The organism is Streptomyces sp. NPDC058257 (assembly GCF_042881845.1).
Lineage (GTDB): Bacteria > Actinomycetota > Actinomycetes > Streptomycetales > Streptomycetaceae > Streptomyces.
Genome location: NZ_JBHVXJ010000013.1, coordinates 180,920 through 198,096 on the forward strand (window position 1 = coordinate 180,920; position 17,177 = coordinate 198,096).

Below are 17,177 nucleotides of genomic sequence, written 5' to 3' on the forward strand. Positions count from 1 at the left end.
GCTCTCCGGAGCCTCGCGAAGGCATTCCGTTTGGGTTTTCGGACCGTCAACAGGAAGACTGCTCCTGTGACGTCCCGTATCCCGCGCGACTCAAGGCTCCGACTCGTCCGCGCTCAATCCCCCAGAGCCGAGAGGCGAGCGGGGGCGGAGCGCGACACAGCCCGGCCCCTGACCGCCCCCGGCGCAGTGACGCAGCAGCGTGCGCGCCGTCCCGCGCCCCGGCCGCCCGAGGGCACACCCGCCCCCGCGGAGCTGGCCCGCATGGCGCGCAAGGGCCTCGCCGACGCCGTCCGGGTCGCGCGCTGGGCCGACACATCCTTGCGCTCCGGGCCCAGCCGCGCGCGAACACCCGGTGCCGCCGACGGAGCCGAAGACACCAAAGGCACCAAAGGCACCCTCTCCGCCGCCACCGCCGAACGGGCCGCCGCGGAACTGGCACTGACCCCGGATCAGGTCCGCGCCGACTGGGACACCGCCCGCCTCGCAGGACTCATCGAGGTGCACGGCGACATCGCGCGCCCCGGCTGGCGGCTGCGCGCCTGGGACCGGGACGACGCCGCCGTGCTGCGCGGCTGGGTCGCCCTCTTCGACGCCTGGTCGCTCGCGCACGCGGCATCACGCGATCTGGCGCCCGCCACCGTGGCCGAGACCGTCGAGGCCATGCCGCAGCTGCTCACCCTGCTGCAGCTCTCCGCGGGCCCCGTACCCGTACCGCAGCTCCTCGACCTCCTGGACCAGCGGGTCACGGAACTGCGCACGGAGCGCTGCGAGATCCCCTACGGCCCGCAGCCCGAGCCGGTGGACCCGGTCGAGACCCCGCCCCTCGCCACTCTTCTGGACTGGGCGCTGCGCGGCCTCGCCGCCGTCGGCGCGCTGACGTTCGCCGAAGGCCAGGCCACGCTCACGCCGCTCGGCAGCTGGGCGGTCTGGGTCAAGCTGGAGCAGATCTGCGTGGCCGCGCAGAGTCCGGCGGGCAACATCGAGCAGTCTGCCGAGGACATGCTGCGCGGCTGTGCGCGGCTTCGCCCGAACGCGGCCCGCTCCGAGTACCGCGCCTGGCTCGCCCCGCGCCCCGTCGGCAGCGCCGTCACCGAGCTCCTGGACGCGGCCCGCGGAGAGGACGCCCTCCTGCGCGGCCTCGCCTTCGAAGCCCTGCGGGTGGTCGGCGCCCCGGCCGAGGCGGAGGTGCGGGCCGTCGTGGACGAGGTCTCGCTGCGGCCCTACGCCCTGATCTGGATCGCCGAGCAGGAGGGTGCAGACCCCGAGGACGTCCACCTCGTCCTGACGCGGGACGAGTCGACGTGGCTGTGGGTCGACACCGCCGCCGCCGTCGCCGACCACGGGGAGATCCATCTCCTCGTACGTCACCTGGAGTCCGCGGTGCAGCCCACGGTGCCCGCGCTCCTCGACGAGGTCCGGCGCATCGGTCACCCCCGCACCGTCCAGGTCCTTGTCGCGCTGGCCGCGGCCCACCCCGACCCGGCGCTCGCTAAGGCCGTGCGCCGGGCGGCGTTCCAGGTGCACACCGGAGGGGTGTAGCGCCAGACGGGAAGGTGCCTGACGGGAAGGTGCCTCAGGGGAAGGCGCCTCACCGGAAGGTGTTGCACTGCCCCATGTCGCCGGTGCGGTAGCCCTGGTAGAACCACTGCTGCCGCTGCTCGGCCGAGCCGTGCGTCCAGGACTCCGGGGTGACCCGGCCCTGGAACTTCTCCTGGATGCGGTCGTCGCCGACCGCGGCCGCCGCGTCGAGGCCCTCGCGGATGTCCGCGTCGTCGAGGCTGGTGATCAGCGGCTTGCCCGTCCTGTCGTCGGCGGTACGGGTCGCGTGCCGCGCCCAGACACCCGCGTAGCAGTCCGCCTGCAGCTCGACCTTCACGGCGTTGCTGTTCTGTCCCGTACGCCCGTCCTGGGAGCGCTGCAGCGTCCCCATGAGGTTCTGCACGTGGTGCCCGTACTCGTGCGCCACGACGTACGCCTGCGCGAAGGGGCCGCCGCTGGAGCCGAACTTGGTCCGCAGCTCGTCGAAGAATCCCAGGTCCAGATAGACCTTCCGGTCACCGGGGCAGTAGAAGGGACCGACCGCCGACGACGCGGCGCCGCAGGCCGTGCCCACCCGGCTGGTGTAGAGGACGGTCGGCGCGGGGGAGTAGGTCCCCTTCCTGCGCTGGAACTCGGGGCGCCAGTAGTCCTGCACGCTGTTGACCACCGCCACCATGCGGCAGTCGTCCTTGGTGTTCGCGTCCTGTCCCGTGCGGCAGGTCTGCTGGACCTGCGCGAGCGACGAGGACGAGGCGGCGGGCTCGTCACTGCCCGACGAGAGCCCGAGCTGATCCGGGCCGACCCCGAAGAGCAGCCCGAGGACCAGCGCGATCAGGCCCGCGATGCCGCCGCCGACCGTCGCCTTGCCGCCGGGAACCCGGCTGCCCCGCACATCCTGCACCTCGGACGTGTCCAGATCGGCGTCGTCGTCGAACTGCATGGGCGCACCACCCTCTGCCTCGCATCCGGGGCGGCAGCTCGCCGCCCTGTGCCGAGATGTCGGCGCCTTCATCCTGATATGCCCCATCCCGCGCGGCGCCGGACGGGGGTCCGAACGGGGGACCCGGCGACATGGCGCGCCGTGTCGCGGCCGCCGCCCCGGCTCGCGTGCTCACGCCGCCGCTACGCTCTGCGCCTGTCGCGTGGGCAGAGGTACCGGCAGAGATGCCGAAGAGGGGGCGCCGTGTCCGTTGTGCCGTGCGAGGCGACGGGATCAGCGCCCGTACCGTCCGAGGCGGCGGGACCAGCGCCCGTACCGTGCGAGGCGCCCGGATCCCAGCCCGTACCGTGCGAGGCGCCCGGATCCGGGCCCGTGCGGCCGGTGTCCGCCCGTCGCGGCCCCCGGCTCGCCCTCCCGGTGGTCCTCGGCCTCCTCGCCCTGCCGCTCATCACCGCCGCCCACCACTCACGACCGGCCCCCTACGGAGACCACGTCACCGTCCACGCGCGCGTGGACGTCGCTACGGCGGATCCCGCGCTGCGGACCACCGGCCGCGCGGTCGAGGCGTACGACGAGACGACAGGCCGCCCACGCTGGACGTACCGCCGCGAGGGAGCCAGGCCGCTGGCCCTGCTCTCCGTCCCCGGGCACGCCGTCGCGCTCTGGAACGACGGCCTGGTCACCGACACCGCGCGCGCCGACGGCAGTGCCGTCCGCTGGCACCGCGCCATCCCCGACAGCGCCCCCTGGCTGCGCACTCCGGCGGCCCGCGGCGCCGCCGGAGTCCTTCAGCGGCTCGACGCCCGCGGCAGCATGCTCGCCGTCGTCACCCCGCAGCGCATCGCCGCCTACCGCGGCGCCGACGGCGACCTGCGCTGGGTGCTGCCCGCCGAACCCGGCTGCGCCTTCGAACCCGCCCGGTCGGTGCGCCATCGCGAGGCGCTGCTCGTCGCCCAGCCCTGCGAGGACGCCGCGACGCCGTGGACCTCGCAGCTGATCGCCGTGGACGACCTCGGCCGGATCGTGCCCCGGCGCACGCCCCTGGGTAACGAGCTGCCGGGCGGCGCCCCCGACGACGTACGGGCCCGGGCTGGGAAAGAGCTTGCACCGCACCGTTAGAATTGGCCTCATGGCCATTCTCCTCGTGCATTAGACGGCGTGATCGCCCGCCCGCCAGCCCGCCACCGCCCTGTCAACGGCGCGCTGCGCGCGGCACCACCTTTTGTCTCTTCCGCCGTCCATCCCCCCTGCCCAGGAGTCTGTCCGTGATCACCGCTTCCGGCATCGAGCTGCGCGCCGGCGCCCGCATCCTCATCGAGAACGCCACCTTCCGTATCGCCAAGGGCGACCGCATCGGCCTGGTGGGCCGCAATGGAGCGGGCAAGACCACGCTCACCAAGTGCCTCGCCGGTGAGGGCGTCCCGGCCGGCGGCACCATCAGCCGCTCCGGAGAGGTCGGCTACCTCCCGCAGGACCCCCGCACCGGCGACCTGGACGTGCTCGCCCGCGACCGCATCCTCTCCGCCCGCGGACTCGACACCCTCATCCGCAAGATGCGTGAGAACGAACAGCGCATCGCCAGCGGCTCGGGCGCCACCCGCGACAAGGCGATGAAGCAGTACGAGCGCCAGGAGACGGAGTTCCTCACCAAGGGCGGGTACGCCGCCGAGGCCGAGGCCTCCACCATCGCCGCCGCGCTCAGCCTCCCCGACCGCGTGCTCGGCCAGCCCCTCCACACGCTCTCCGGTGGCCAGCGCCGCCGCGTCGAGCTGGCCCGCATCCTCTTCTCGGACGCCGACACCCTGCTCCTCGACGAGCCGACGAACCACCTCGACGCCGACTCCATCGTCTGGCTCAGGGACTACCTCAAGTCCTACCGCGGCGGCTTCATCGTGATCTCCCACGACGTCGACCTGGTCGAGACGGTCGTCAACAAGGTCTTCTATCTGGACGCCAACCGCGCCCAGATCGATGTCTACAACATGGGATGGCGGCTCTACCAGCAGCAGCGCGAGTCGGACGAGAAGCGCCGCAAGCGCGAGCGCCAGAACGCCGAGAAGAAGGCCAGCCAGCTCCACTCGCAGGCCGACAAGATGCGTGCCAAGGCCACCAAGACCGTCGCCGCGCAGAACATGGCCAAGCGTGCCGACAAGCTCCTCGCCGGTCTGGACGAGGTACGCCAGAGCGACAAGGTCGCCAAGCTGCGCTTCCCGGATCCCTCGCCCTGCGGCAAGACCCCGCTGATGGCGGAGGGGCTCTCGAAGTCGTACGGCTCCCTGGAGATCTTCACGGACGTCGACCTCGCCATCGACAAGGGCTCGCGCGTGGTCATCCTCGGCCTCAACGGCGCGGGCAAGACCACGCTGCTGCGGCTCCTCGGCGGCGCGGAGAAGCCCGACACCGGGCAGGTCATCGAGGGCCACGGCCTCAAGCTCGGCTACTACGCGCAGGAGCACGAGACCCTCGACCCCGAGCGCACGGTCCTGGAGAACATGCGCTCGGCCGCACCCGACCTCGACCTGGTGGCGGTGCGCAAGACGCTCGGTTCGTTCCTCTTCTCCGGCGACGACGTCGACAAGCCGGCGGGCGTCCTGTCCGGCGGCGAGAAGACCCGTCTGGCGCTCGCGACCCTGGTGGTCTCCTCCGCCAACGTGCTGCTCCTCGACGAGCCCACCAACAACCTCGACCCGGCGAGCCGCGAGGAGATCCTCGGCGCCCTTCGCACCTACAAGGGCGCGGTCGTCCTCGTCACGCACGACGAGGGCGCGGTGGAGGCGCTCCAGCCGGAGCGGATCATCCTGCTGCCCGACGGAGTGGAGGACCTGTGGGGCCAGGATTACGCGGATCTGGTCGCGCTCGCCTGATGCCGTCGAGGCGTCCACATTGGTTGATCGAATAACTGATCCACTGCGTATGGATCATTCGGCCGATCCGTGATCCTTCATCTGTGTGAGGTCTCCTCGTACCGAAGTGTGGGATACACGGATTTCCCCTGTGGTCTGGGCCTGGAACTCAACTCTCGCTCCGCACCGCGCTGACCTGGCATTTCGTCCCGCAACTCATTCAGCCGTACGGAATTCGACACGCGGAATCGTTAATTCCGATCGTGGTCCCGCCTTCCCCGGCGGGAAACCTCGTCGTACGGACCTTGCCGAATGGGTGGCCAGGAAGGCCGGGAGGGGTGATCATGAGAAGTCCAGAGCGCACTTCCCACGAGGAGGCACGGGTGGCCGAGACTCTGAAGAAGGGCAGCCGGGTAACCGGCGCCGCGCGCGACAAGCTCGCGGCAGACCTGAAGAAGAAGTACGACGGCGGTGCGAGCATCCGGGCGTTGGCCGAGGAAACCGGCCGTTCGTACGGTTTTGTGCACCGCATGCTCAGCGAGTCCGGAGTCACGCTGCGGGGACGCGGCGGGGCGACGCGAGGCAAGAAGGCCGCAGCCGGCTGACGGCTGCGGGCGGTTCACCGGTTTCGACGGTGGCCACCCGGTCGATCGTCCCCCAGAGCCCTTAAAGGGACCTGGGGGGTCCCCCTATCGGTCGGGTGGTTACTGTGCAGTCACTTACGGACGCGCGTGCGCGCCCGGACCGACCGCACACCACCATCGGAGGCCCCTATGGTTTCGCCCGGCAGTGAACTCGGCGGATCCGCACCGGTACTCGACAAGGACGGCGTACGCCTGACTGTCGACGAGGCCGTCGCCACGGTGACGCTGGCCAACCCGGCCAAGCGCAACGCCCAATCTCCCGCGCTGTGGAGGGCGTTGGCCGAGGCAGGCCGGATGTTGCCGGGCAGTGTCCGTGTCGTCGTGCTCCGCGGTGAGGGCAAGTCCTTCTCCGCGGGCCTCGACCGACAGGCGTTCACGCCCGAGGGCTTCGACGGCGAGCCGTCATTCATCGACTTGGCGCGCGGCGACGACGACGTCCTCGACGCGACGATCGCGGAGTACCAGGAAGCGTTCACCTGGTGGCGGCGCAGTGACATCGTGTCCATCGCCGCCGTCCAGGGGCATGCCATCGGTGCGGGCTTCCAGCTCGCGCTCGCCTGTGACCTGCGGATCGCCGCCGACGACGTGCAGTTCGCCATGCGCGAGACCAGCCTGGGCCTGGTGCCCGACCTCACCGGCACGCACCCCCTCGTGGGGCTTGTCGGCTACGCCCGCGCGCTCGAGATCTGCGCCACCGGGCGGTTCGTCCACGCGCCCGAGGCCGAGCGCGTCGGCCTGGCCAACCTCGTCGTGCCCGCCGACCAGCTCGACGCGTCCGTGAGCGACCTGGCGGCCGCGCTCCTCACCGCCCCGCGTGACGCGGTCATCGAGACCAAGGCGCTCCTGCAGGGCGTGGCCGGCCGTACGTACGAGGAGCAGCGCACCGCCGAGCGTGCCGCACAGGGGCGCCGCCTGCGGGACCTGGCGGGGCTCGGCGACTGACACCTCTTCACCTCTTCACCTCGCCACTTCCTCACTCCACCGCGGTGACCAGGACGGCCACCGAAGGGTGGTCCGTCAGCGCCTTGCCGACCGCTGTACGGACCGCGAGCGCCACGTCCAGGGCGCGGTGTTCGCGGCCCGTCGCCAGCTCCACGCGCGCGTGGCGGCGCGGCAGGGCGGTGTCAGCCGTCGGCAACTCGTCGATGTGAACGGCACGACCGAAGCCGCCGAGGGCCCCGGTCAGCCGCCGCACGCCCGGCACGCCGAGGGCGGCGCCCGCCGCACGGGCCTCGTCCCCGCTCCCGGTGGCCGCCTGCCCACCGTCCGGCGGCGTCCCGTCGTCCGGCTGTACGTCGACGGAGGCCTGCGGGGCCTGCCCCTCGTCGAGCAGCGTCGTCACGCTGAGATCCACCTCGTCGACCACCAGGCCGAGCCGCTCGTCGGCTGCCGCGAACAGCGCCGCCCGGAGCCGGGCCGCCGCCTCGGGAAGCGGCTCGGTCGGCTCGGCCGCGAACTCCGCCGTGATCCGCAGCGGGCCCGGCGGCAGCGCGCTCGGCGGTGACGGCACGCGGGAGACGTCCGCCTTCGACGGATCGGCGAGCGCCAACCGCAGATCACCGAGGCGTACGCCCCTCACCCGATCCGCCGCTTGGCGTAGTACCCCGCCCGCGCACGCCTCGGTCAGCCAGGAGCCGTCACCCGGGCCGCCCAGGGGCAGAACCCGCCCCAGGCCGAGCTGCCGCCGTACCGCCTCGGTCCATCCGTCACCGGTCATTGCCCCAGCCTGCCGCATCCCTGGCGCGCGAGGACGTAAGCACACTTAGTGTGGGCGAAGGAGCAGATCCCCTTTCGAAAGGGACAGACCGCAATGAGTGACACCGGACAGCGGAACCGGCCTCAGGAGACCCTCGCGAAGGAGTCCCCTGACGAGGCGGGGAAGAGCGGCTCGACCAAGAGGGGCGGCGGCGACCCCGCCACCCGGGGGCGCACCACCATCGCCGACGGCGTGGTCGAGAAGATCGCGGGGCTCGCGGCCCGGGATGTCCTCGGCGTGCACGCGATGGGCGGCGGACTCGCCAGGACCTTTGGGGCCGTACGCGACCGCGTGCCAGGCGGTTCGAACTCCAAGTCCGTCTCGCGCGGTGTGAAGGCCGAGGTCGGCGAGGTACAGACCGCGCTCGACCTGGAGATCGTCGTCGAGTACGGCGTCTCGATCGCGGACGTCGCGCGCGCCGTACGGGAGAACGTCATCGGGGCGGTCGAGCGCATGACCGGGCTCGAGGTCGTCGAGGTCAACATCGCGGTGAGCGATGTGAAGCTCCCGGACGAGGAAGACGATGAGCCGCAAGGCCGCCTTCAGTAACGCGGCCGCCTTCAGTAACGCGGTCGCCAGGAGTAACGCTGTTGCCGGGGGCCCGAACTCTAGGAGCGCAGGATGAGCATGGCCGTTATCGGCATGGTGGCCGGAATGGCACTCGGCTTCGCCGGGTACTTCGGCGGGTTCGGGGCGTTTCTCCTGGTGGCAGCCCTGGGCGCCATAGGGTTTGTCGCGGGCCGGTTCCTTGAGGGGGACCTGGAGCTCGGCGACTTCTTCCGTACCCGTGGCGACGACCGGCGGCGGTGAGCCGTGGCGGCACAGGTCGCGCCCGGGGAGCGAGGTGCGACCAGGATCGCCGACCGGGTCGTCGCGAAGATCGCGGCACAGGCGGCACGTGAGGCGCTGACGGCGGTGCCCGCCGACGGGTCGCCGCCGCACGCGACCGTCACCGTGCGCCATGACGTCGCCCGCGTGCGGATCAGCGTCGACCTCGACTACCCCTCGGACATCGGCGGGCAGTGCGGCGCGGTGCGTCGCCAAGTCGCCCAGCGGGTAGAGGCGTTGGCGGGGATGGAAGTGCCCGAGGTCGTGGTCCAGGTCGAAAGGCTGCACTCGGCACACGTCCACGCCGCGACGCAGGGGAGGACACGATGAGCCAGGCTCAGGAGTCCCAGGGCGGGGGCACCGGTGGCGGCACGCAGCCGCTGCCCGTCATCGAACGGGCCGACGGCGAACTCGACCAGTCGGCGTCCGCGGCGTCCTACGACCCGCGGCCGACACTGGCCGACGACACCAAGGCGACCCGCTTCTGGTCACCGCGGCGCGTGCCCGCCGCCGTCCTCGCGCTGCTCGTCCTCGGCGGCGCGGGGCTCGTGCTGTACGACATCGCCGCGGTGCGGGCCGGGCACTCGGCCATGAGCTGGCGGCGCGACCTCGCCCGCGAACTGGCCGAGCGGCCCCTGAAGGACACGGCCGTCCTCGTCGGCGCCGGGGTGGCCGCGGCCGCCGGTCTCTGGCTGATCGTGCTCGCCGCGACGCCCGGGCTACGGGCGGTCCTCGCGATGCGGCGCGGGGACCCGGACGTACGGGCGGGGCTGCACCGGGGCGCCGCCGCGATGGTGCTGCGGGACCGGGCGATGGACGTGTCCGGCGTGCAGTCGGTGCGGGTCCGTATGAAGCGCTCCAAGGTGGATGTCCGCGCGGTCTCGCACTTCCGTGAACTCGACGACGTACGAAACGACTTGGACGCCACGCTGGCCGACGGCATCAGGGACCTGGGCCTGGGCCGCGGCCCCGCGCTCTCGGTCCGGGTGGCACGGCCTGGCAGGAAGGGCTGAGCGCGCGATGCTGAAGACGGTCAACCGTGTGGTGCTCGGCCTGATCGGCCTGGTGCTGGTGCTCGGGGGCGGCTCGGTGCTCGCGGTCGGGCTCGGGGCTTCGCCGCCGTCGTGGTGGGTCCACGACGGGAAGCGTGACGTCCTGCTGAGCGACGCGGACCGGGCCAGGTGGCGGGACGCGGGCTGGTTCTGGCCCACGGTCATCGCCGTACTCGCGGTCTGCGTGCTGCTCGCCCTGTGGTGGCTGGTGGCGCAGTTGCGGCGGCGGAGGCTGGCCGAGGTGCTCGTGGAGACCGGGGACGGAGAGGGGGCGCTGCTGCGGGGCCGGGCCCTGGAGAACGTGCTCGTGGGGGAGGCGGAGTCGATCGAGGGCGTCCAGCGGGCCGCGGTCGCCCTGACGGGCCGCCGGAACGCGCCCCACGCGCGGGTGTCCCTGCTCCTGGAGCCCCACGCGATGCCCGGCGACGCGCTGCACCGGCTCTCCGCGGAGGCGCTGGCGCATGCGAGGGACTCGGCGGGGCTCGACAGGTTGCCCGCGGTGGTGCGGCTGCGGGGTGTGAAGCATCGGGCTGAGCGGGTGAATTGAGGTCCTCGAACGCCGGACAGGCATGGCGCGGCCGGCGTTCCAGGACGTCTTTCGGGGCTCGGGGAGCGGGCGGGGTCGGGGATCAGAACCCGTGCCGCGCTCCGCCGTCCACCGGCAGCATGACCCCCGTCAGATAGGACGCCGCAGGCGAGAGGAAGAACGCCGCGGTCCGTCCGAACTCCTCCGGAGTCCCGTACCGCCGCAGCGGAATCCGCGACTCGTGGCCCGCCCGAGTCGCCTCGGGGTCCGCCGAAAGCCCGTCGAGCTGCCGCACCCGGTCCGTGTCGATCCGGGACGGAAGCAGCCCGACGACGCGGATGCCCCGAGGGCCGAGCTCGTCGGAGAGCGACTTCGCGAAGCCCGCGAGTCCGGGCCGCAGCCCGTTGGAGATGGTGAGACCCGGAATCGGCTCGTGCACGGAGGCGGAGAGCACGAAGCCGATGACGCCCCCCTCACCGAGCTCCGCCGCCGCGCCGCGGGCAAGGCGCACCGCCCCGAGGAAGACGGACTCGAAAGCCGACTCCCACTGCTCGTCCGTATTGTCGGCGGCGAAACCCGGCGCGGGCCCTCCGACGCTGATCAGCACACCGTCGAAGCTCCCGAAGTGCTCACGCGCGGCGGCGATGAGGCGGCCCGCGACGGCCGGATCGGCGTTGTCCGCCGCGATGCCCCGGGCGTTGTCGCCGAGCTCGGCCGCCGCGTCGGCGGCCTTCTTCTCGTCCCGGCCGGTGATCAGTACCTTCGCGCCGTCAGCGACCAGCGCACGCGCGGCGGCGTTGCCCAGGCCCCGGGTGGCGCCGGTGATGACGTAGACGCGGTCCTTCAGTCCAAGATCCATGGCCCTATCCTGCCGCCTCGCGGCAGTCGAACGCGAGGGCGGGGCGACTACACCGAGGCGGGCGTGGCCTCCGGCGCCGGTGTCTCGGCGGCGGCAGCGCGGCGGTCCTTCAGCTCCCTGCGCACCAGGACCACCCAGCCGATGGGTACGCCCGCGCAGAACAGCCACCACTGGACGGCGTACGCCATGTGCGGCCCGATGTCGCCGTGCTCGGGCTCGCCGATCAGCTGGGGGGAGCCCCCGGGGGGCTCCGGCGAGGTCAGCTCGACATAGCCGCCGAGCACCTCCTTGCCGAGGCTGTGCGCCTGCTGCCCGCTGCTGATCAGCATGATCTGACGGTCAGGCAGCCCCTGGATGTTCTTGATGCCGCTCTGCGCGGACGTCTCGTCGGCCATCATGCGGCCGGTGACGGTGATCTCGCCCTTGGGCGCCGCGGGGACCTTCGGGAAGGCGGTCTGGGGTCCGTTCGCCGGGATCCAGCCCCGGTTGACGAGCAGGACCTTGCCGTCGTCGAGGACGAACGGGGTCAGGACGTGGAAGCCGATCTCCTCGTCGGAGTTCGTGCGACGCCGCACGACGACCTCGTCCTTCGTGTCGTACGTCCCCTGCGCGCTCACCCTGCGGTAGCGCTCGGAGTCCGCCACGGAGTGGCCGGGCGACGTCAGCCGCTCGGCCGGTACCGGCCTCGCGTCGAGCGCCTTGGAGATCTCCGCGTTCTGCGCGACGCGGTGCTCATGGCGGTGCAACTGCCAGAAGCCCAACTCGATCATCGTGGGGATGAGAACGAGGCCGATGAGGGTAAGGATCACCCACTGCCGGGTCAACAGGAAGCGGTACACGCCTTTGACGTTACCCGCCCCATATCGGCCCCCGCCGGGAGGGGTCCCGTCGAGGGCCGGATCCCGCGGCGGCGGGAGCACCCCGGATGCCCGGTCACGCGGCCGGGTCACACCCTGTCGACGATGCCCACCTGCCCCTCCGCCCGTGAGCAGTGCGCACCGCAGTACCACTGCCCCTCGACCTCCACGCCCTGGCCGATGATCCGGCAGCGGCAGTGCTCACAGATGGGCGCCATGCGGTGAATGGCGCAGGAGAAGCAGTCGAAGACGTGCACCGCCCCTTGGGCATGAACCTCGAAGGACATGCCGTAGTCGTTTCCGCATACCTCGCAACGTGCCATGCGCCACAGGGTGGGACGCGCGGCGCCCGCATGCGAGCAAGCAGGCGGGCGCCGGGCCGATAATCACCCGTCTGACGTCCGCGGGCGGCTCAGCCCTGCGCCGCCGGAGCGACATCCTGGAGGAGTTGGCCGAACGCGGCCTCGTCGATGACGGGCGTGCCGAAGGACCGCGCCTTCACGGTTTTGGACGTGCCCGAATCCGGGTCGTTCGTGACGAGCAGGCTGGTCAGCCGCGACACGCTCGTCGCGATGTGCAGACCGGCCTCGACCGCGCGGTCCTCCAGCAGCTCGCGCTCGATGGAGGTGTCGCCGGAGAACGCGACGCGCATACCCTGCTGGAGCGGTTTGCCCGTTTCGTACCGCCCCGGGTTGGGGTAGGGGCAGGCGGGCCGCTTGCGCGAGGGACGCCAACTCCCCGGACCGAACGAGGAGTACGAGGATGAGCCGGAGCCCGGACCTGTCGCCTGGCGGACGATCCGGGCCGCCCCGTCGGACCACTCGGTGAGCGGACGGCACTCCAGGAGCGGCAGCCGCACCCCACCGCTCGCCGCGGCCTTGAGGCTGGGCCTGAACGCCTCGGCGAGCACGCGCGCGTCGTCGAGGGCGTTGTGCGCGTTGCGCTGTTCGACGCCGAAGTGCGCGGCGAGCGACTCCAGCTTGTGGTTGGGCAGCGGGAGCCCCAGTTCCTTGGAGAGGGCGATGGTGCACAGGCGTTGGCGCACCGGGGCGGTGAGCTCCGCGCGTGCGTACTCCCTGGCGATCATCGACCAGTCGAAGACGGCGTTGTGCGCGACCAGGACGCGGTCGGCGAGGCGCGCGGCGAACTCCTCGGCGATGTCCTTGAAGAGCGGCGCCTCCGCGAGGAGGTCGCTGGTGAGGCCGTGGATCCATACGGGTCCGGGGTCGCGCTGGGGGTTGACCAGCGTGTACCAGTGGTCCTCCACCTCGCCCTGGGCGTCCACCCGGTAGACGGCGGCCGACACTATGCGGTCGTCGCGGGCGAGACCTGTGGTCTCGACGTCGACGACCGCGTACCCCGTTGGGTACGCGGCCGGCCAGGTGGCTGCGGACGCTGCGGTCGTCTGGTCTTCGAGCATGGTCCCTGAGGATACGGGCCGCGACTGACAGTCAGGTCCCCGGTCCGGTACGCGGGTCTGTCGCCCGGCCGATTCCGCCGCCGGAGTGCGTGCTTCTGCCGGATCCCTCGCCGAGAAGTCCGGACACCAGTGCCCTTGTCGACAGGGTGAACAGTGCCTCGGGGTCGGCGGGCGTGGCGAGCGCGCGGGCGAGTGCCGGGTCGTGTTCGGCCGTCCGCGCGCCCCACAGCTCCTCCTCGCCGGGCCGCTGCACGGGCGCGCGTTCGCGGTTGCGCTCGACCAGGACGTGGCCGACGACATGGACCTGGACGGCGCGTACGGCGTCGGCCGCGCGGGCGCCGCGCAGGCCCGCCGCGTGCACTTCGTGGACAAGAACCTGCTGGGCGGGCAGGAACATCCGCTCGGTGAGGCCGCGTTCGTGCACCATCGCGACGAGGTGCGGGTGGTCGCGCAGCTGGCGGCGCAGGGCGCGCGCCACGGAGATGACGCGCCGGTCGGGGGTGCGTCCCGCGGGATGGATCGCGCCGAGGTCGGCGAGGGTGCGCTCGACGAGGGCGTCGAGGAGCGACTCGCGGTTGCCGACGTGCCAGTAGATCGAGGTGACGGCGGTGCCGAGCTCGGCGGCGAGCTTGCGCATCGTCAGGGCGCCCGGGCCGTGCTGCTTCACGAGGGCCGCGGCGGCGGCGAGGACCTGTTCCCGGTCGAGACGGCCGCGTTCCCGGTCGGGATAGCCGCCTTCCCGCTCGGGATGGCCGCGTTCCGGGTCCGGATGCGCACGCGTCTCTTCACTCTTCACGCCTCCTGTTGTAACTGTGTTACAGAACCGCCCGCAAGACCTCATGCAGTCCTGACGAAGGGTGGTACGACATGGCACGCGTACGTTATGGAGCGCGCACCGAGGCGGAGATCGCCGCGGCGCGCACCGCGAGTTCGAAGCTGCCCGACATCTGGTCCACCGGTGTGGTGGCCGTCTGGGAGAGCGATCCGGACGCGGTGGCGGCGGTCCTGCCGCCCCCGCTGAAGCCCCCGCACCGGCCTCTGGTGCGGGCCAACATCAGCAAGGTCGACCTGCCCGGGTATCCGCTCGGCGCGGGCTCGGTGGCCGTCGCCGCCGAGCACGACGGGGTGCGGGGCTGGTACCCGCTGGTGATGCCGATGACCCACGAGCGGGCGCTGATCGGCGGGCGCGAGGTCTTCGGAGAGCCGAAGAAGCTGGGCGAGGTCGAGGTGGAGCGCGACGGCCTCGTCGTCCGGGCCTCGCTGGCCCGGCACGGCATCGCCTTCGTGGAGGTGCGCGGCGCGGTCAGCGGCGCGCTGCCGCTTCCCGAGCCGGTCCAGAAGACCGACTTCTACTTCAAGTTCCTGCCCGCGGTGGACGGTTCGGGTTTCGACGCGGATCCGGTGCTCGTGCACTGCGTACGCAACGAGAAGGTCCGCAAGCTGGAGGGCATCACCGGGGACGTCGTGCTGCGCGAGTCGATGTACGACCCGGTCGCCGACCTCCCCGTACGCGCGGTCGTCGAGATCACCATCGGAGAGAAGACCACCGACCAGAAGGGCCGGGTGGCCGAGCGGGTCAGCGCGCAGGCGCTGCTTCCCTACATCCACCAGCGCTACGACGACCCGCAGCAGATCCTCGACGGCCCGCCCGAGGGGAGCGTCTGAGATGGAGCTGCGGGAAGGACAGGTCGCCGTCGTCACGGGCGCGGCGAGCGGCATCGGTCTCGCCATGGCGCGGCGGTTCGCGGCGGAAGGACTGAAGGTGGTCCTGGCGGACGTCGAGGAGGGCGCCCTGGAGAAGGCGGCGGCGGGGCTGCGCGAGGACGGGGCGAGCGTGCACGCGCGCGTGGTCGACGTCGGCTCGCGCGAGCAGGTCTTCGCCCTCGCCGAGGCGGCGTACGAGAAGTTCGGCGCCGTCCATGTGCTGTGCAACAACGCGGGTGTCGGCTCGGGCGCCGAGGGCCGCATGTGGGAGCACGAGCCGAACGACTGGAAGTGGGCCTTCGAGGTCAATGTGTGGGGTGTCTTCCACGGCATCCAGGCCTTCGTGCCCCGGATGATCGCGGGCGGCGGGCCCGGTCACGTCGTCAACACGTCCTCCGGTGACGGCGGCATCGCACCGCTGCCGACGGCGTCCGTGTACGCGGTCACCAAGGCGGCCGTCGTGACGATGACGGAGTCCCTGTACGCGCATCTGAGGGCGGAGCACGCGCGCGTGGGCGCCTCCGTGCTCTTTCCGGGGCCGCACATGCTGCGTACGGGGCTGTGGGAGTCGCACCGCAACCGTCCCGACCGGTATGCCAAGTCCCGCCCCCGCAAGACCCCTTACCGCAGCCTCGGCCAGTGGGAGTCCGCGATGAAGGACGCGGGCCAGGAGGTGGAGTTCACCCCGGTCGAGCAGGTCGCGGACTTCGTGGCGGAGGGGATCGCGGCCAACCGTTTCTGGCTGCTGCCCGAGAGCGAGCACAGCGACCGGCAGATCAAGGCCAGGTCGCTCTCGATGCTGGACCGCGCCAACCCGGCGTACCTGGAAAGCTTCATCCTCGACTGACTGAGGGACGTGTGATGACGGCTCAGCAAGGCGCTCAGCGAAGCGCTCAGCAGAACGACCCGTACCTGATCATCTCCTCCGACTGCCACGCCGGGCTTCCCACCGAGGAGTACCGGCCCTATCTCGACAGCCGCTTCCACCGGGAGTTCGACCGGTTCCTGGGGGAGCGCGACGCCCGCCGCGCGGAGGCGACCCGGCTCGGCATCCGTAACGACGCGTTCGCCGCCAAGTGGTTCCAGGACAACGAGGAGGGTCTGCGCGGCGGCTGGGAGACCGCGCAGCGCCTCAAGGAGCTCGACGGCGACGGAGTGGTCGCCGAGGTCGTCTTCCCCGACGCGGACGCCGTCGACAGCCAGACGGCCGCGCCCTTCGGGGTGGGCCTCGGCCTCTCGGGTGACCAGGACCCGGAGCTGGGCATGGCGGGCGCGCAGGCGCACAACCGCTGGCTCGCCGAGTTCGTCTCCGAGCACCCCGAACGGCACTGCGGTGTCGCCCTGTTGCCCATCACCGGCGAGGTCGACCGTGTCGTCGCCGAGGTCCACCGGGCCAAGGAGTCCGGGCTCGGCGCGCTGATGATCCCCTCCATGTGGGTCGACAAGGCGCCTTACCACGACCGCCGTTACGACCCCGTGTGGGCGGCGGCGGCCGAGTGCGCGATGCCCGTGGTGACCCACTCCGGGGCGGCGCCCCGCCACGAGTACGGCGATCACCTGGGGATCTACGTCTCCGAAGTGACCTGGTGGCCCGCGCGGCCACTGTGGTTCATGCTCTGGTCCGGTGTCTTCGAACGTCATCCGGGGCTGAAGTTCGGCGTCGCGGAGTCCGGCTGCTGGTGGCTGCCGAACCTCCTGTGGTTCATGGACCGCCTCTACCTGGGCGCGCACGGCGGCAAGAAGCTCTCGCCGTTCGCTGAGCTCAAGCGGTCCCCGCACGAGTACCTGGACCGGCAGATCTTCATCTGCGCCACCAACACCAAGCGCCGTGAACTCGCCCAGCGCTACGAGATCGGCGTCGACAACATCCTCTGGGGCAGCGATTTCCCGCACCCCGAAGGGACCTGGCCCGACACGCGCGCGTGGCTGAAGAAGACCTTCCACGACATCCCGGTGGGGGAGAGCCGCCGGATGCTGGGGCTGGCGGCGGCGGAGGTGTTCGGCTTCGACACCGAGAAGCTGGCGCCGCTGGCCCGCCGGATCGGCCCGACGCCCGCCGAACTGGGCCAGGATGCCGATCAGACGGCGGTCGAGGCGTCCTGGGCGCGCTCGCGCGAGGTGGGGCGCCACTGGCTCACGGACCACGACTTCCCGGTACTGGGGGCACAGACATGACCGAGGACATGACCGAGGACGTGACCGAGGACGT

At 71.8% G+C, this 17,177-nt stretch carries 20 protein-coding genes; 13 read left to right on the forward strand and 7 right to left on the reverse strand.

Features of this window, described 5'->3' with window-relative positions; all coding sequences use genetic code 11:
• Positions 1-66: 66 nt before the first annotated feature.
• On the forward strand, positions 67-1,539 hold the full coding sequence (locus tag ACFVXC_RS28350) for a hypothetical protein (protein ID WP_389910466.1): 1,473 nt from the start codon (positions 67-69) through the stop codon (positions 1,537-1,539).
• A 49-nt stretch (positions 1,540-1,588) separates the two neighbouring features.
• Here ACFVXC_RS28350 and ACFVXC_RS28355 read toward each other — a convergent pair whose 3' ends face one another.
• Complete coding sequence (locus tag ACFVXC_RS28355) at positions 1,589-2,479, reverse strand: neutral zinc metallopeptidase (RefSeq protein ID WP_389910469.1); 891 nt, start codon at positions 2,477-2,479, stop codon at positions 1,589-1,591.
• Between the two features lie 381 nt (positions 2,480-2,860).
• Here ACFVXC_RS28355 and ACFVXC_RS28360 point away from each other — a divergent pair, with 381 nt between their 5' ends.
• The 4 genes from ACFVXC_RS28360 to ACFVXC_RS28375 all read left to right on the forward strand — a co-directional run bounded on the left by ACFVXC_RS28360 (position 2,861) and on the right by ACFVXC_RS28375 (position 6,908).
• Positions 2,861-3,598 carry a hypothetical protein gene (locus ACFVXC_RS28360; protein WP_389910472.1) on the forward strand — a complete coding sequence of 246 codons (738 nt, stop codon included), beginning with the start codon at positions 2,861-2,863 and terminating at the stop codon, positions 3,596-3,598.
• Positions 3,599-3,744: 146 nt separating this feature from the next.
• A complete protein-coding gene (locus ACFVXC_RS28365; protein WP_389910475.1) occupies positions 3,745-5,343 on the forward strand; it encodes an ABC-F family ATP-binding cassette domain-containing protein in 1,599 nt (532 codons plus the stop codon).
• Between the two features lie 362 nt (positions 5,344-5,705).
• Entirely contained in the window at positions 5,706-5,927 is a 222-nt protein-coding gene (locus tag ACFVXC_RS28370; protein WP_055550175.1) for a helix-turn-helix domain-containing protein, read from the forward strand.
• 168 nt (positions 5,928-6,095) lie between these two features.
• The gene (locus ACFVXC_RS28375) at positions 6,096-6,908 is read left to right on the forward strand and encodes an enoyl-CoA hydratase/isomerase family protein (RefSeq protein ID WP_363207950.1); all 813 of its coding nucleotides are present in this window, start codon (positions 6,096-6,098) and stop codon (positions 6,906-6,908) included.
• Positions 6,909-6,939: 31 nt separating this feature from the next.
• On the opposite strand, the gene ACFVXC_RS28380 is transcribed toward ACFVXC_RS28375, so the two are convergent.
• Positions 6,940-7,683: a nucleopolyhedrovirus P10 family protein gene (locus tag ACFVXC_RS28380; protein ID WP_389910480.1), complete on the reverse strand. Its 744-nt coding sequence runs from the start codon at positions 7,681-7,683 to the stop codon at positions 6,940-6,942.
• Positions 7,684-7,776: 93 nt separating this feature from the next.
• Between ACFVXC_RS28380 and ACFVXC_RS28385 the strand changes: the two genes are divergently transcribed.
• The 5 genes from ACFVXC_RS28385 (at position 7,777) to amaP (ending at position 10,149) form a co-directional block, all read left to right on the forward strand.
• Positions 7,777-8,271, forward strand: a complete 495-nt coding sequence (locus ACFVXC_RS28385; RefSeq protein WP_389910483.1) for an Asp23/Gls24 family envelope stress response protein — start codon at positions 7,777-7,779, stop codon at positions 8,269-8,271.
• Positions 8,272-8,343: 72 nt separating this feature from the next.
• Positions 8,344-8,532 (forward strand): hypothetical protein, encoded by a 189-nt coding sequence (locus ACFVXC_RS28390; RefSeq protein ID WP_249590721.1) that lies wholly within the window; start codon positions 8,344-8,346, stop codon positions 8,530-8,532.
• A 3-nt stretch (positions 8,533-8,535) separates the two neighbouring features.
• A complete protein-coding gene (locus ACFVXC_RS28395; RefSeq protein ID WP_389910486.1) occupies positions 8,536-8,880 on the forward strand; it encodes a hypothetical protein in 345 nt (114 codons plus the stop codon).
• Positions 8,877-9,563: a DUF6286 domain-containing protein gene (locus tag ACFVXC_RS28400; RefSeq protein WP_389910489.1), complete on the forward strand. Its 687-nt coding sequence runs from the start codon at positions 8,877-8,879 to the stop codon at positions 9,561-9,563. The genes ACFVXC_RS28395 and ACFVXC_RS28400 overlap by 4 nt, the downstream gene beginning before the upstream one ends.
• 7 nt (positions 9,564-9,570) lie before the next feature.
• A complete protein-coding gene (gene amaP, locus ACFVXC_RS28405) occupies positions 9,571-10,149 on the forward strand; it encodes an alkaline shock response membrane anchor protein AmaP (protein ID WP_389910492.1) in 579 nt (192 codons plus the stop codon).
• Positions 10,150-10,231: 82 nt separating this feature from the next.
• Here the strand turns inward: amaP and ACFVXC_RS28410 are convergent, their stop codons facing one another.
• From ACFVXC_RS28410 to ACFVXC_RS28430, 5 genes are all read right to left on the reverse strand, one after another.
• Complete coding sequence (locus tag ACFVXC_RS28410) at positions 10,232-10,987, reverse strand: SDR family oxidoreductase (RefSeq protein WP_389910495.1); 756 nt, start codon at positions 10,985-10,987, stop codon at positions 10,232-10,234.
• Between the two features lie 47 nt (positions 10,988-11,034).
• Positions 11,035-11,826 (reverse strand): SURF1 family protein, encoded by a 792-nt coding sequence (locus ACFVXC_RS28415; protein ID WP_389910498.1) that lies wholly within the window; start codon positions 11,824-11,826, stop codon positions 11,035-11,037.
• Between the two features lie 107 nt (positions 11,827-11,933).
• The gene (locus ACFVXC_RS28420) at positions 11,934-12,167 is read right to left on the reverse strand and encodes a hypothetical protein (protein ID WP_249590727.1); all 234 of its coding nucleotides are present in this window, start codon (positions 12,165-12,167) and stop codon (positions 11,934-11,936) included.
• 89 nt (positions 12,168-12,256) lie between these two features.
• Positions 12,257-13,264: a DEDDh family exonuclease gene (locus tag ACFVXC_RS28425; RefSeq protein WP_389910501.1), complete on the reverse strand. Its 1,008-nt coding sequence runs from the start codon at positions 13,262-13,264 to the stop codon at positions 12,257-12,259.
• 31 nt (positions 13,265-13,295) lie between these two features.
• Positions 13,296-13,931 carry a TetR/AcrR family transcriptional regulator gene (locus ACFVXC_RS28430; protein WP_389910643.1) on the reverse strand — a complete coding sequence of 212 codons (636 nt, stop codon included), beginning with the start codon at positions 13,929-13,931 and terminating at the stop codon, positions 13,296-13,298.
• Between the two features lie 200 nt (positions 13,932-14,131).
• Between ACFVXC_RS28430 and ACFVXC_RS28435 the strand changes: the two genes are divergently transcribed.
• From ACFVXC_RS28435 to ACFVXC_RS28445, 3 genes are read left to right on the forward strand one after another with little or no spacing between them, the layout of a single operon-like run.
• Entirely contained in the window at positions 14,132-14,929 is a 798-nt protein-coding gene (locus tag ACFVXC_RS28435; RefSeq protein WP_389910504.1) for an acetoacetate decarboxylase family protein, read from the forward strand.
• A 1-nt stretch (position 14,930) separates the two neighbouring features.
• Positions 14,931-15,815, forward strand: coding sequence for an SDR family NAD(P)-dependent oxidoreductase (locus tag ACFVXC_RS28440; RefSeq protein WP_389910507.1), 885 nt, complete (start codon positions 14,931-14,933; stop codon positions 15,813-15,815).
• Between the two features lie 14 nt (positions 15,816-15,829).
• Positions 15,830-17,143 (forward strand): amidohydrolase family protein, encoded by a 1,314-nt coding sequence (locus ACFVXC_RS28445; protein WP_389910509.1) that lies wholly within the window; start codon positions 15,830-15,832, stop codon positions 17,141-17,143.
• Positions 17,144-17,177: the final 34 nt, after the last annotated feature.

What these genes read in the sequence shown, in the direction of transcription:
- ACFVXC_RS28355 (WP_389910469.1), bottom strand. Translation starts at nt 2,479, where the DNA reads ATGCAGTTCGACGACGACGCCGATCTGGACACGTCCGAGGTGCAGGAT.
- ACFVXC_RS28375 (WP_363207950.1), top strand. Translation starts at nt 6,096, where the DNA reads ATGGTTTCGCCCGGCAGTGAACTCGGCGGATCCGCACCGGTACTCGAC.
- ACFVXC_RS28380 (WP_389910480.1), bottom strand. Translation starts at nt 7,683, where the DNA reads ATGACCGGTGACGGATGGACCGAGGCGGTACGGCGGCAGCTCGGCCTG.
- ACFVXC_RS28385 (WP_389910483.1), top strand. Translation starts at nt 7,777, where the DNA reads ATGAGTGACACCGGACAGCGGAACCGGCCTCAGGAGACCCTCGCGAAG.
- ACFVXC_RS28390 (WP_249590721.1), top strand. Translation starts at nt 8,344, where the DNA reads ATGAGCATGGCCGTTATCGGCATGGTGGCCGGAATGGCACTCGGCTTC.
- ACFVXC_RS28400 (WP_389910489.1), top strand. Translation starts at nt 8,877, where the DNA reads ATGAGCCAGGCTCAGGAGTCCCAGGGCGGGGGCACCGGTGGCGGCACG.
- amaP (WP_389910492.1), top strand. Translation starts at nt 9,571, where the DNA reads ATGCTGAAGACGGTCAACCGTGTGGTGCTCGGCCTGATCGGCCTGGTG.
- ACFVXC_RS28410 (WP_389910495.1), bottom strand. Translation starts at nt 10,987, where the DNA reads ATGGATCTTGGACTGAAGGACCGCGTCTACGTCATCACCGGCGCCACC.
- ACFVXC_RS28420 (WP_249590727.1), bottom strand. Translation starts at nt 12,167, where the DNA reads ATGGCACGTTGCGAGGTATGCGGAAACGACTACGGCATGTCCTTCGAG.
- ACFVXC_RS28425 (WP_389910501.1), bottom strand. Translation starts at nt 13,264, where the DNA reads ATGCTCGAAGACCAGACGACCGCAGCGTCCGCAGCCACCTGGCCGGCC.
- ACFVXC_RS28435 (WP_389910504.1), top strand. Translation starts at nt 14,132, where the DNA reads ATGGCACGCGTACGTTATGGAGCGCGCACCGAGGCGGAGATCGCCGCG.
- ACFVXC_RS28440 (WP_389910507.1), top strand. Translation starts at nt 14,931, where the DNA reads ATGGAGCTGCGGGAAGGACAGGTCGCCGTCGTCACGGGCGCGGCGAGC.
- ACFVXC_RS28445 (WP_389910509.1), top strand. Translation starts at nt 15,830, where the DNA reads ATGACGGCTCAGCAAGGCGCTCAGCGAAGCGCTCAGCAGAACGACCCG.